Source organism: Kitasatospora sp. NPDC038210, assembly GCF_055600605.1.
This window is the reverse complement of record NZ_JBVJYK010000030.1, coordinates 14,986-28,630: the sequence shown is the minus strand read 5'-3', so window position 1 is coordinate 28,630 and position 13,645 is coordinate 14,986. Positions and strand designations below refer to the sequence as shown.

Below are 13,645 nucleotides of genomic sequence, written 5' to 3'. Positions count from 1 at the left end.
TTGTCGGTGACCCGGGGCCCACCGGACCCGCGGCGTGCGACCGGGCCCGCACGCCCCGGGGCGGCGCCACACGGGGCCTGCGGGCCGGGTGGGCTCAGCGCGCGGGCGCCGGTTCCGCGAAGGAACGTTCCAGCGGACGCAGCGCGCGCAGCACGAGCAGCAGCGGGATGACGCCGAAGACTCCGAACGACATGTCGACGAATCTCCACACCAGCGGGATGCCCCGCAGCGGCCCGCAGATCAGGGCCAGCGGGATGACGGCTCCGCAGGCCAGTGCGGCCCAGCGGATCACCCAGATGTTGCGGACCGGGTCCTTCAGCGGCCCCCAGAAGGCGGCGCCGATCACCAGGTGGGCGAAGGCCAGCCAGTCGGTGCCGTAGGCCAGGAAGGGGTAGCGCTCGTCGGTCTCGACGATGCCCGTGTGGACCCGCTCGAACCAGGCCGTCGCGGCGGGGAAGTGGTCGGCCAGCGGGGCGGCCGGGCCGGTCACGAATTCGACCAGCAGGCGGGTCTCGGTCTCCAGCGGGAAGGCGGTCAGACCGCTGAGCACCAGGCAGGCCAGGAAGAACCACAGCCAACGCCGGACCTTGCGAAGGACGACCGCGGGGTCGTCGTCCGTCTCGTACACCTCTGCACCTCCGAACTGCAGGCGGAGCCTTGTCCCGTCTGCGCGGAACCGACTCTAGACCCTCCTTTTGAACATGTTCAACTCCCGCCTCCGGCGGCCCCTGGCGGACCTCCGGAGGACCCCGGTCGGACCCCGGGCACGCCCGGGAGGCCCACGGAGTGTCCGGAAACGCGAGGTGCCCGGGTGCCGAGGCACCCGGGCACCGACGGTGGCCGCTACGCCGAGTAGGTGTACGTCACCGGCGCGCTGGTCCCGCCCGCCGTGGTGACCGTGACGTTCGCCGGCCCGGCCTGGGAGCCCGCCGGAGCGGTGGCCGTGCAGAAGGACGGGCCGCAGGACACGTGCGTGGCCGGCACCCCGCCGAACGCGACCGTCCCGTACGTCAGGTTGCTGCCGATCACGTTCACCCGGGTGCCGCCGGCGACCGGGCCGGTGGCCGGGCTCAGGCTGGTGACCGCCGGCGCGGGCGGCGCCGGGGGAGCGGCCCCGGTGTAGTCGAAGCCGGCCGGCGCGGCGGCGGTGCCGCCGGGCGTGACCACGCTGACGGGAGCGCTGCCCGAGCCGCCCGGCGTGGTCACCGTGCAGGCGGTGTCGGTGCAGGTGCCGGGCGCGGGGACGCCGCCGACCAGCACCATGCCGTGGGCGAGGTTGCTGCCGCTGACGGTCACCGCCGTGCCGCCGGTGCCCGGACCGGTGGTGGTGTCGAGGCCGGTGACGGCCGGGGCGGCCTGGACGGTCGCCGGCAGGTAGCCGCCGGTGCCGAGGTCGTAGCGGGAGACGTGGCCGGTCGGGTCGGTGTCGTTCGGGTTGGCGGCCGTCACCGTGATCACGCCGGTGATCGGGACGCCGGGCGTGGTGCTCAGGTTGAGCTTCATGAACTCACTCTTGCCGACCACCCGGGTGCCGGTGAGGACGGCCTCCAGGTGACGGTGGTCGGGCGAGAGGGTCGTGGTGAAGGTGTAGTCGTACGGCGTGGAGTAGAACATCGCGCCGTCGGTGATGACGCCGGGCGGCAGGTCGACGGTGAAGTGCGTCGGGCCGGTGAGGTCGGCGGTGCCGGCGGACACCCAGCTCGCCGACATGGTGCCGGTCTTGAAGAAGCCGCCGGGGTAGTTCCCGCTCTGCGACACGGTCACGTGCTGCGCGGAGGTCGAAGCCGTGGCGGTCGGCGCCTTGGTGGCCGGCGTCTTGGTGGTCGGCGCCTTGGTGGCCGGCGTCTTGGTGGTCGGCGCCTTGGCTGCCGGCGCCGCCGCGGCCGCGCCGGCGGTGAGGACGGCACCGGTGGTGAGCGTGGTCACGGACAGCGCGACGGCGAGGCCGGCTTTGGCCAGTCGGGTGATCATAGGTCGATCATCACCGAACCATTGCGCGGCCCCCACGGGTTTCTCGAATGTCGGTTCGAGAATGGCGGAATACCGTCGAAACCTCGTTCTGAAAACGATCCCCGGACCGCCGCCCACCTGCCGCTCCGTCCGGCCGCAAGGTCCGTTTCGGTCGATGTCGGTGCGAACCTCTAATCTTGTCCTCCGTGACCGCCATCGCAGACCCGTCCACCGAGCCCGGCATCCGTCCGTCCGCCGGCCCGGCCGTCGCGCGCCCCGCGCCCGGCCCCGCCGCCGACGAAGGACTGGCCCGCCGGCTCAAGGCGCTGGCCTGCACCGCCCCGCTGCACGACCTGGACAACCGCAAGGTCAACCTGGCCGGCGAGTACGGCGGCTACGCGATGGCCGAGGTCGGCCTCGCCGCGATCGACCTGGTCACCCTGAACATGGACTTCGACACCGGGGCCGACCGCGACGCCGTCCTCGCCCGCCTGCTGCCCCGGGTCGCCGCCCAGGCCGCCGGCCGTCCCGCCGCCGAGCACGAGCGGGTCGCCCGCTGGGTGCTGGAGTCGCTGATCAACGTCGGCAGCGTCGACCGAGGCTTCCGCGCCGTCTACGGCACCTTCGGCGCGGACGGCGCGTACGTGCGCCGCGACTACGACTTCAAGCTGATCGAAGAGGTCCCCGGCCCCGACGGCGGCGTCTACCTGCGCACCACCGACGAGGCGGTCAACGTCCTGGTCGGCGCGCTCGACACCGACGTCACCTCGGCCCAGATCGCCGCCGAGGTCAAGCTGGAGGTGCTGATCCGCCGCGGCCGCCTGGCCGACGCCCAGCTCGCCGCCGAGCAGGCCCGCTACCGCACCGTCCAGTACGCCGAGACGCTGCGCCGCGCCCTCGACGCGACCCGCCGCAACGTCCGGGCCGTCGACTGGATGCGCGCCGTCCCGGACCTCATCGAGGAGGCGCTGGACCACATCGCCGACCGCTACCGGCACGAGAACGCGATTCTCACCAACATCCGCAAGGCCCGCGACGAGGCCGAGGACCCGGAGCACAAGCGCCGCGCCGCCGAGCTGGTCGACATCGTCAAGGACTGCATCCGCCGCCACACCCAGCTGCAGACCCGCCTGCTGGAAGCCGGCCCGCTGTTCCGCGCCGAGCAGGACCGCCAGGCCTTCGCCACCCCCGGCGCCCGCAGCGGCATCGACCTGTACGGGCAGCTGCTCGCCCCGGTGCTGCGGCTGCCGGTGGAGCAGGCCGTCCGCCCGACCGGCGCCTTCTTCGCCCGCGGCGTAGGTCTGCGCACCCCGGTCTCGGTCCGGGTCGCCGACCTGGTCGACCTCCTGCTCACCCCGCCGGTCGAGCGCGAGCACCTCGGCGCCGAGCTGCCCGACCCGGACCTCGTCGCCACCCCGGACGACAGCCGGTTCTCCGAGGCCCAGCTGGAGGCCGCGCTGGTCCTGCTCGACCTGCCCGCGGACGCCCCCCGCCGGCTCTCCGGGCTGCTCGCCGACGCCCGCAAGCAGGACCCGGACCTGCCGTACCTGGTCGCCCTGCTCGCCGTGCACGCCGCCAGCCCGCCGGTCGGCACCGCCTACCGCCAGGGCGAGGAGCGGCTGCTCTTCGCGGTGGACGACGGCACCCCGCTGCGCGACCCGGAGTTCGGCGGCGCCGACCTGATCGTCGGCAGCGCCCTGCTCGACGCGGTCGGCATGGCCGCCGACCGCAAGGACGCCGGCTGACCGGCCGGGACGCACCGCCGGAACCCCCGCCGTGACGCACCGCCCGAACCCCCGAACGTGACGCACCACCCGAACACCCGCAGCGACACCCCGAACACCTGCAGCAACAGCCCCGAGGAGCACCGCCCGTGACGACCCACCACGACACGTCCTGGGCGACCGAGACCGAACCGGCCGCCCCCGCGCCGATCACCCCGGCCGACGTCGCCGACGCCGCCCGGCTGGTCTCCTTCGGCCTCCAGGCCAAGCTGCTGCCCGCCCGGGACGTCGAGTACGCCGAACTCGTGCGCCGCCACCGCGAGGACCCGCCGTTCGCCCGGCTCGCCGACGCCATCGCCACCGGCATGGGCCTGGTCGTCCTGGAGGTCTCGCCGCGCGCCGGCATGGCCGTGGCCGCCGCCGAGGACTCGCTGTTCGCCGTCCGGATGGGCGACTACTCGCGCCGCGCCGCCTCCGAGTCCACCGACCGCTTCCTGCACGGCCTGGCCCACCTGGCCGTCGCCGCGATGGCCTTCCCCCGCCCCGAGGACCTCGCCGACGACGCCTACCTCGGCCGGATCACCGTCAACGGCGTCGACTCCTTCGTCCGCCAGGCCTGCCGCCGCCTGGAGGAGCAGGCCGACGTCGAGGGCGCCAACACCGACCCGCACTCCGACGCCCCCGGCCTGGAGGCCGCCTGGCGGGTCTGGGCCCGGCGCACCGCCACCGGCGCCACCAAGGACGCCCGCCGGCTCTCCGGCTCCACCATCGGCATCGTCGCCAAGGCCGTGATGTTCCTGGTCGACTCCGGTTTCCTGCAGAAGGTCTCCGACGACTCCGGCGGCACCTACCGCACCACCGCCCGCTACCAGCTCCAGGTCCGCGACCTGGCCGGCAGCGCGGCCATGGCCGAACTGCTCGACCTGGGTGTCGTCCCGGTCTCCGACGGCACCGCCAGCCTGCTGCCGCCGGACACCTCCGACGAGCTGGTCGCCGACGCAGGCCTGCCGTTCCACTCGCTCTGACAACCCCATAGACGCACCCCACAGACGCACGGAGAACCGCCGCACATGTACGAGCTCAACCGGGTCCGCCTCTACTCGATCGGACCGGCCGGCGCCCGCTACGCCGACACGGTGCTCGACCTGCGCGGCGTCGGCGAGCCCGTCGCCGACCCGGCCCCGCAGCAGATCGGCCTGTTCGGCGAGGACATCGACGGCCCGGTCCGCCGCCCCGCCCCCGCCGGCGTGCTCTTCCTGGAGAACGGCGGCGGCAAGTCCGTCCTGCTCAAGCTGATCTTCTCGGTCATGCTCCCCGGCCACCGCAACACCCTCGGCGGCGCCAGCTCCGGCGTGCTGCGCAAGTTCCTGCTCGCCGACGACTGCGGCCACGTCGCCCTGGAGTGGCAGCACACCGTCACCGGCGAACTGATCGTGGTCGGCAAGGTCAGCGAGTGGCGCGGCCGCCAGGTCTCCTCCGACCCGCGCAAGTTCGCCGAGACCTGGTACTCCTTCCGCCCCGGCCCCGGCCTCACCCTCGACTCCCTGCCGGTCGCCGAGCGGGTCAGCCTGGCCGGCGACCAGAAGGCCCGCGGCCGCCGCCGCACCATGAAGGGCTTCCGCGACGCCCTCACCGAGGCCGGCAAGGCCCACCCCCACCTCGACCTGGTCTTCGAGGACGGCCACGACCGCTGGACCGAGCACCTCGGCGAACTCGGCCTCGACCCCGAACTCTTCCGCTACCAGCGCGAGATGAACGCCGACGAGGGCGAAGCCGCCGGCCTCTTCGCGGTCAAGCACGACAGCGACTTCACCGACCTCCTGCTGCGCGCCGTCACCGACACCCGGGACACCGACGGCCTCGCCGACCTCGTCCACGGCTTCGCCGCCAAGCTCGGCCGCCGCGCCGAACTCACCGCGGAACGCGACTTCACCGCCGGCTCGCTCGACCTGCTGGAGCGCATCGCCGAGGCCACCACCGCCCGCGAGACCGTCCGCGAGGCCCACCGCACCGCCGAGCGCCGCACCCGCCGCCTCGCCCACGCGCTCGCCTCCCGGGCCGGCGCCGAACGCGACCGCGCCCAGGACCTCGCCATCGAGGTCGCCGCCGCCGCGAGCGCCGTCACCGCCGCCGAGTCCGACCGCACCCGGCACACCCTCATCACCGAGGAACTCACCTACCGCCACGCCACCCTGAGCCTCGCCGCAGCCACCGCCGAAGCCGCCGCGCTGCGCCGCGAGCTGATCGACGCCCGCACCCTGCACTCCGCCTGGCAGGCCGCCGAAGCAGTGCTGCGCCAGCGCGCCGCCGCCGACCGGGTCACCCGGGTCGCCGCCGCCATCCGCGAGGCCGAGCTGGACGCCGCACCGGCGCTCGCCGCCCGCGCCCGCGCCGCGACCGCCCTCGCCCGCGCCCTGGAGGCCGCCGCCGCGGCCGCCGAGTCCCGCGCCGACACCGAGGAGCAGCGCGCGGGCGAACTCCAGGAGGACGGCGCAAAGGCGCAGTCCGGCGCCACCGAGGCCGCCACCGCCGCCCAGAAGGCCCGTAGCGAGGCCGAGCACCTGCGCCAGCGCCTCGCCGAGGTCGAGCAGGAGACCGAAGCCGCCGTCACGGCCGGCTTCATCGACGCCGACGGCGACGTGGACCCGGCCCGCGCCGCGCTGCACGCCGCCGACGTCGAGAAGGCCGCCACCGCCGCGCTCGCCCAGGCCCGTACGGCCGCCGAGGCCTGCGCCGCCCGGCTGCGCGAGGCCGCCGCCGCCACGTCGCGCGCCGAACTCGCCGCCGAGCGCGCGGGCGACGCCCGCAAGGCCGCCGCGCGGGCCCTGGCAGGCGAGCAGCGCACCGCCGCCCTGCTCGCCACCGAGCAGCGCCTCGCCGACCTGCTCTCCCTCACCCCTTACCAGGAGGACGCCGAGGAGGACGCCGGCTTCCTCACCCCCGCGCTCCTCGACCGCAACGCCGAGTACCTGCGCGAACTCCTCGACGAGGCCATCGCCACCGCCGAGCGCACCCTGTTCGACCTGCGGACGGCCGCCGCCGACGACTCCCGCATCCTCGCCGCCCTCGGCGACGGCGGCCTGCTGCCGCCCGGCCCGGACGTCCTCGCCACCGTCGAGTACCTCGCCGAGCACGGCATCCCGGCCCTGCCCGGCTGGCGCTACCTCGCCCAGTCCGTCGACCCGGCCGACCACGACGCGATCCTCGCCGCCCGACCCGAACTCGTCGACGGCGTCGTGGTCACCGACCCGTCCTCGCTGGAGCGCGCCCGCGAGGCCCTGCAGTCCGCCGCCCTGCTGCCGCGCTCCACCGTGGCCGTCGGCGCCGCCGCCTCCCTGATCGCGCCCATCACCGACGAGCCCGCCTTCTTCCTCGTGCCGCCGAACCCGGCCATGCACGACGAGTCCGCCGCCGACGGCGAGCGCCGTGAGCTGCGCGCCCGGGCGAGCGCCCGCGAGGAGCACATCCGCGAACTCGCCGGCCGCCTCGGCGCCGACCGCGCCCTCGCCGCCCGCCTCGCCTCGTGGCACGCCAGCTGCCCGCCCGGCACCCTCGCCGAACTCGCCGCCGCCGCGGAGGCCGCCCGCGAGCACGCCGAGCAGTCCGCCGCCGCCCTGGCCACCCTGCGCGCCGACCACGACGAGGCCGAGACCGACCACGCCGCCGCGGCCTCCGCCCACGAGGAGCACCGCGAGGCCGCCCAGCGCGCCCGCCGCCGCGCCGACGCGCTCTCCGGCCTCGCCTTCCGCCTGCGCGAGCGCTCCAACTGGGCCCGCCGCCAGCGCGAACTCGCCGAGGACGCCGCCGAGTGCGACCGCCGCCAGGCCCTGTGCGCCGACCGCGCCCGCACCTGCGACGAGGACCGCCGTGCCGCCCAGCGCGCCGCCGACGACGCCCGCCGGACGACCCGCGCGCTGCGCGCCGAACGCGCCGAGATCCCCGCCGCCGAGCAGACCGACGACCCGGCCGACACCGCCCCCGCCGCGCTGCCCGCCCTGCGCGAGGCCTACCGCGCCGCCTCCCAGCTGTACGAGAAGGTCGGCGTCGGCGCCGACCTGCGCGCCGAACAGGCCCGCGCCGAGGGCGACGAGGCCGCCGCCGCGGCCGAACTCGACCGCCTCACCAACAAGGTGCGCACCCGCGCCGAAGAGCTCCTCGGCAGCCCCGACGGCGCCGACGGCCCGGCCCGCCAGGCCGCCGCCGCCCGCGCCGAGGAACTGGTCGCCACCATCGAGGCCCGCTCCGCCGCCGCCAGCGAGCAGCTCGGCCGCCTGCGCGGCGACGCCGAGCGTTCCGCTCCCAGCGACGGCGAGGCGCACACCGAGCTGCCCGAGGACCTCGTCCCCGCCGACCCGGAGCACGCTCAGGCCCTGCTGCGCACCGCCACCAGCCGCCTCGCCGAACGCCGGGAGGCCCTGGACGCCGCCCGCACCGCGCACGCCGACCTGCAGCGCACCTTCGACACCGCCCAGTCCGCCGCCGCCGACTTCGACGAGCTGGCCGGCCAGCTGCGCGACGGCCTGCGCGACCACCAGGAGGACCCGGACGACCCGGTCGAGCCGTACCTCGGCTCCCTCACCGAGGCGCGCAACGGCGCCGCCGACGCCCGCCGCGGCCTGCGCACCGCCGCCGGTGAGCTGTCCAGCGCCGAACTCGCCGTGCGCGACGCCGCCGACGCCCTCGTCCGGCACGCCAACGCCGCCCGCTACGAGGCCGTCCGCACCCCCGCCCGCCAGCAGATCCGCGAACTGCCCGCCTCGGCGCTGCCCGAGCACGCCGCCGCCTGGGCCGCCGCCTTCGCGCCCCGACTGCGCGTGCTCACCGACGAACTCGCCCAGCTGGAGAAGAACCGCGGCTCGATCGTGGACCGCCTGCGCGGCCTGGTCGAGTCCTCGCTCACCACCCTGCGCGCCGCCCAGCGGCTGTCCCGGCTGCCCGAGGGCCTGGGGGAGTGGTCCGGCCAGGAGTTCCTCCGGATCCGCTTCGAGGACCCGGACCACGCCACCCTGGTCGAGCGCCTCGGCGAGGTCATCGACGAGGCCACCCGCGCCGCCGTCAGGAAGAACAGCGACCTGCGCCGCGACGGCATGTCCCTGCTGCTGCGCGGGGTCGCCGCCGCGATCGGCCCCAAGGGCGTCAGCGTCGAGATCCTCAAGCCGGACGCGGTGCTGCGCGCCGAGCGGGTCGGCGTCGGCCAGATGTCCGACGTGTTCTCCGGCGGGCAGCTGCTCACCGCCGCCATCGCGCTGTACTGCACGATGGCCGCGCTGCGCGCCAACGACCGCGGCCAGTCCCAGCTGCGGCACGCCGGCACGCTGTTCCTGGACAACCCGATCGGCCGCGCCAACGCCACCTACCTGCTGGAGCTCCAGCGCGCCGTCGCCGACGCGCTCGGCGTCCAGCTCATCTACACCACCGGTCTGTTCGACACCACCGCGCTCGCCGAGTTCCCCCTGGTGATCCGCCTGCGCAACGACGCCGACCTGCGGGCCGGCCTCAAGTACATCTCGGTCGAGGAGCATCTGCGCCCCGGCCTGCCCGCCGCGCAGGACCCGGACGGCCCGACCATCCACGGCGAGATCACCGCCACCCGGATGTTCAAGCGCCCTGCGGACGTTCCCGCCCAGCCGTGAACTGGCTAGCGTGATCGGCATGCTGACGATCGCGCACCTCAGTGACATCCACCTCGGACAGGACCACCGCCGGGACCGCGGCAAGCGGGCCCGGCGGCGGGCCGAGCAGGTGACGGCGTACCTCGACGCCCTGCCCGGCCCGCTGGACGCGGTGCTGGTCACCGGGGACCTCGCCGACCACGGCCTGCCCGCCGAGTACGAGCAGGTGGCCGAGGTGCTGAGCTCCCGGCACCCGGTGCTCACCTGCCCCGGGAACCACGACGCCCGGGCGCCCTACCGGGAGGTACTGCTCGGCGAGGCGTCGGGGGAGGGGCGCGGGTCGGGCCCGGTCAACCGGCTGCACGAACTCCCCGGCGCCGACGTGCTGATGCTCGACTCGTCGATACCCGGGCAGCACGACGGCCTGCTGGACGACGAGACGCTGGACTGGCTGGACACCCGACTCGCGGAGGGGCGCACCGGGTTGCCCGCCCTGGTGGCCTTCCACCACCCGCCGGTCGAGCTGCACATGCCGATGGTCGACGGGATCCGGCAGTTCGGCGAGGTGCGCCTGGCGCGGGTGCTGCGCCGGCACCCACGGGTGGCCGCCCTGCTCTGCGGTCACTCCCACACCCCGGCCGCGACCACCTTCGCCGGGCTGCCGCTGCTGGTCGCGCCCGGCGTGGTGTCCACCGTCACCCTGCCCTGCGAGGGCGGGCGCGGCATCTCCTTCGACCACCCGCCGATGCTCGCCTTCCACGTCCTGGACGGGGACGCCAGGATCACCACCCACTACCGGGTCGTCCCGGTCGACTGAGTCACGGCCGCGGGGCCGACACCCGTGGCTGGTGCGGCGGTTGTTGCGGCCGCTGCTGGTGGGGCTGCTGGTAGGGCTGCTGGTACACCGACTGGTGGGGTTGCTGGTAAGGCTGCTGGTAGACCGACTGGCTCGGCTGCGGCGGGGCCGACGAGCCGGGCCGGGGGAAGGGCCGGGCGGCCAACGGCTCGGGCGGCACCCTGCTGCCCGCCATCGGGTGCGCGGATCCCGGCGTCCGCATCCGCTGCGAGGCGACCTGACGGGAGATCAGGATCTCCAGCAGGCACCACATGGTGGCGAACACCCCGAGCCCCATGGCCATCAGCGCGGGTGTCAGCATCCAACTGCCCGCGTACGAGGCCAACGTCGCGACGACCACGCCCACCAGGGTGAAGGCGAGGGAGAGCACCGCCCGGACTGCGGCGGCGCGCACCTCGTCGGGCAGGCGGCGACGGCGGCGTGGCACGGACATCGGGCGACCCCCAGGCGCGGACTTCGATGACGGGTACGGACCGGGCGCACACGAAATGCGCCCCCCGAGGCTCACTCTGCCCCGCCGAACCGGGACTATGCGTCCGAAACCACCGAACTGGCCTCAAAACGTGCCATCCGGGAAACGGCCGCGGGAAGGCCCGGCCCACGCGTGCGCTCAGCCCAGCTGCTGGTTGAGCTCCTCCAGCGCGCCCGTGACGATCGTCCGCATCGCCTGCTCGGCCTCCTCGGCGTGGCCCGAACAGATCGCGTCGGCGACCTCGCGGTGCAGCCGGATCGCGTACGGCTCCGGCTGATGGGGCATCAGATGGTACTCGGTCCGCCCGGTGAGCACCGCCCCCACGGTGTCCCCGAGGTGGGCGAACATCTCGTTGCCGGAGGCGCGCAGCACCAGGGCGTGGAAGGCGATGTCGTGCCGGAGGAAGGTGGTCAGGTCGGCGTCGCGCGCGGCGACCGTCAACTCGACGGCCAGCGAGCTGAGTTCACGCCGGTCATCGTCGGTGGCGTGGGTCGCGGCGAGTGCCGCCGCGGCGGGTTCGACGGCCATCCGCAGCGAACCGAGCGAGCGCAGCTGGGCGGGCCGGTCGGCCCCGGCCAGGCGCCAGCGGATCACCATCGGATCGAAGACGTCCCAGAGCGACTTCGGCAGCACGGTGATCCCGACCCGGCGCCGGGACGCCACCATGCGCATTCCCTCCAGGACCCGCACCGCCTCCCGGACGACCGTCCGGGACACCCCGAACCGCTCCTCCAGTTCCTCGCCGCGCAGCACCGAACCCTCGGGAAGCTCCCCGGACGCGATCGCCGGCCCGAGCTCGTCAAGCAGCCGCCCGGGCAGCCCCTGGATCTCCATCCGCCCAGCCTAGACGTTCGACCCGAGGGCGGCCGCGCCGCCCTGCGACCCAGCCCACACCGTAAAAGTATGACGATTTGGTTTCCGGTACTTGAATACGTCATATCTTTGAGGCGATAGTGGCGGCCAGGAAACGAAGGAGCACCACCATGGCTCTCAGCGTCGAGAACCACGACCGCCCCACGGCTCCCCTCACCGTCGTGGTGATGGGCGTCTCGGGCGTCGGCAAGACCACCCTGGCCCGCATGCTGGCGGACCGCCTCGGCCTCCCCTTCGCCGAGGCGGACGACTTCCATCCGGCGGCCAACATCGCCAAGATGTCGGCCGGCATCCCGCTGGACGACGAGGACCGCGCCCCCTGGCTGCGCGCCATCGGCGCCTGGCTCAAGGAGCGGACCGAGGACGGCACCGGCGGCGTGGTCACCTGCTCGGCGCTGAAGCACCACTATCGCGACACCCTGCGCGCGTCCTGCCCGGGCGCCTTCTTCCTGCACCTCAGCGGTGGCCACGAGCTGGTCGAGGGCCGGCTCAACCACCGCACCGGCCACTTCATGCCGTCGTCGCTGCTCGACTCGCAGTACGCCACCCTGGAGCCCCTGGGGGCGGACGAGTGCGGCGCGGTCCTGGACGTCGGCCCGTCCCCCGAAGAACTCGTCGAGATGGCCGCGGCGCTGCTGCGGCCCGTCAATGGAGACCTCGCGTGAGAACTGCCCCCACCCTGCTGGCGGCCGCCCCACCGGCCCTGGCGCACGCCAGTAGCGACTCCCGGCTGCTGGTCGCGGTGCTGCTCAGTATCGGTGCGATCGTCATACTGATCACCAAGCTGAAGCTGCACCCGTTCCTCGCCCTCACGCTCGGCTCCGGCCTGCTGGCCGCCGTCGCGGGCGCTCCGTTCGACAAGCTGCTCAACAGCTTCTCCACGGGCTTCGGCGCCACCGTGGCCGGCGTCGGCCTGCTGATCGGCCTCGGCGCGATGCTCGGCAAGCTGCTCGCCGACTCCGGCGGCGCGAACATCATCGCGGACACCGTGCTCTCCCGCACCGGCACCAAGGCGCTGCCCTGGGCGATGGCGCTGATCGCGGCCGTGCTCGGCCTGCCGCTGTTCTTCGAGGTCGGCGTCGTCCTGCTGATCCCGATCGTGCTGCTGGTCGCCCGCCGCGGCAACGTGCCGCTGATGCGGGTCGGCATACCGGCCCTGGCCGGCCTCTCGGTGCTGCACGGCCTGGTGCCCCCGCACCCCGGTCCGCTGGTCGCCGTCGACGCCCTGAAGGCCGACCTCGGCATCACCCTGGCCCTCGGCCTGCTGATCGCCGTCCCGACGCTGGTCATCGCCGGCCCGCTGTTCGCGCGGGTCGCCGAGCGCTGGGTCGGCCCGCTGGAGATCCCGGCCGCCACCGCCCCCGAGGCGACGGCCGAGCACGACCGCACCCCGTCCTTCGGCGCGGTGCTGGCGACCATCCTGCTGCCGGTCGTCCTGATGCTCGGCAAGGCACTGGCCGACGTGGTGATCGACGACCCGAAGGCCGTGGCCCAGCGGGTGTTCGACTTCATCGGCTCCCCGCTGATCGCCCTGCTCGCCGCGACCCTGCTCGGCATGGTGACCCTCGGCCGGGCGGCCGGCTTCGACAAGGCCCGGATCTCCGAGACCGTCGGCAAGTCCCTCGGCCCGATCGCGGGCATCGTGTTCATCGTCGGCGCGGGCGGCGGGTTCAAGCAGACCCTGATCGACGTGGGCGTCGGCAACGCGGTGAGCGAGTGGTCGAGCGAGTGGCACATCTCGGCACTGCTGCTGGGCTGGCTGATCGCCGTGCTGATCCGCCTGGCCACCGGCTCGGCGACGGTCGCCACGATCACCGCGGCGGGCATCGTCTCCCCGCTCGCGGCGAACATGTCCTCGACCCACGCGGCCCTGCTGGTGCTCGCGATCGGGGCCGGCTCGCTGTTCTTCTCGCACGTCAACGACGCCGGCTTCTGGCTGGTGAAGGAGTACTTCGGGATGAGCGTCGGGCAGACGCTGAAGTCCTGGTCGGTCATGGAGACGGTGATCTCGGTCGTCGCCATCGCCCTGATCCTGCCGCTGAGCCTGGTCGTCTAGCGGCCCTCCGGTTCCACCACAGCCGCACGTCGCGCCCGCGCGCTTCGGCCGCCGCAGCACCGCCGAGGGGCGGCACCCGTGACCGTACGGGTGCCGCCCCTC

At 74.5% G+C, this 13,645-nt stretch carries 10 protein-coding genes; 6 read left to right on the top strand and 4 right to left on the bottom strand.

From position 1 onward, the window contains the following. Positions 1-94: 94 nt before the first annotated feature. Entirely contained in the window at positions 95-628 is a 534-nt protein-coding gene (locus tag ACZ7KX_RS36645) for a hypothetical protein (RefSeq protein ID WP_470330290.1), read from the bottom strand. 215 nt (positions 629-843) lie between these two features. Then, entirely contained in the window at positions 844-1,971 is a 1,128-nt protein-coding gene (locus ACZ7KX_RS36640; RefSeq protein ID WP_470330289.1) for an IPT/TIG domain-containing protein, read from the bottom strand. Between the two features lie 194 nt (positions 1,972-2,165). Between ACZ7KX_RS36640 and ACZ7KX_RS36635 the strand changes: the two genes are divergently transcribed. The 4 genes from ACZ7KX_RS36635 (at position 2,166) to ACZ7KX_RS36620 (ending at position 10,103) form a co-directional block, all read left to right on the top strand. Beyond that, complete coding sequence (locus ACZ7KX_RS36635; RefSeq protein ID WP_470330329.1) at positions 2,166-3,695, top strand: hypothetical protein; 1,530 nt, start codon at positions 2,166-2,168, stop codon at positions 3,693-3,695. 128 nt (positions 3,696-3,823) lie between these two features. Beyond that, positions 3,824-4,699 (top strand): hypothetical protein, encoded by an 876-nt coding sequence (locus tag ACZ7KX_RS36630; RefSeq protein ID WP_470330288.1) that lies wholly within the window; start codon positions 3,824-3,826, stop codon positions 4,697-4,699. Positions 4,700-4,744: 45 nt separating this feature from the next. Next, complete coding sequence (locus ACZ7KX_RS36625) at positions 4,745-9,307, top strand: hypothetical protein (protein WP_470330287.1); 4,563 nt, start codon at positions 4,745-4,747, stop codon at positions 9,305-9,307. A gap of 19 nt (positions 9,308-9,326) precedes the next feature. Continuing rightward, positions 9,327-10,103, top strand: coding sequence for a metallophosphoesterase (locus ACZ7KX_RS36620; protein WP_470330286.1), 777 nt, complete (start codon positions 9,327-9,329; stop codon positions 10,101-10,103). Position 10,104: 1 nt separating this feature from the next. Here the strand turns inward: ACZ7KX_RS36620 and ACZ7KX_RS36615 are convergent, their stop codons facing one another. Beyond that, entirely contained in the window at positions 10,105-10,575 is a 471-nt protein-coding gene (locus tag ACZ7KX_RS36615; protein WP_470330285.1) for a hypothetical protein, read from the bottom strand. A 177-nt stretch (positions 10,576-10,752) separates the two neighbouring features. Next, positions 10,753-11,448: a FadR/GntR family transcriptional regulator gene (locus ACZ7KX_RS36610; protein WP_470330284.1), complete on the bottom strand. Its 696-nt coding sequence runs from the start codon at positions 11,446-11,448 to the stop codon at positions 10,753-10,755. Positions 11,449-11,597: 149 nt separating this feature from the next. On the opposite strand from ACZ7KX_RS36610, the gene ACZ7KX_RS36605 reads away from it, so the two are divergent. Beyond that, complete coding sequence (locus tag ACZ7KX_RS36605; protein WP_470330283.1) at positions 11,598-12,152, top strand: gluconokinase; 555 nt, start codon at positions 11,598-11,600, stop codon at positions 12,150-12,152. Further along, positions 12,149-13,543, top strand: a complete 1,395-nt coding sequence (locus tag ACZ7KX_RS36600; RefSeq protein ID WP_470330282.1) for a GntT/GntP/DsdX family permease — start codon at positions 12,149-12,151, stop codon at positions 13,541-13,543. Before ACZ7KX_RS36605 ends, ACZ7KX_RS36600 begins: the two co-directional genes overlap by 4 nt. The last annotated feature ends 102 nt before the right edge of the window (positions 13,544-13,645 follow it).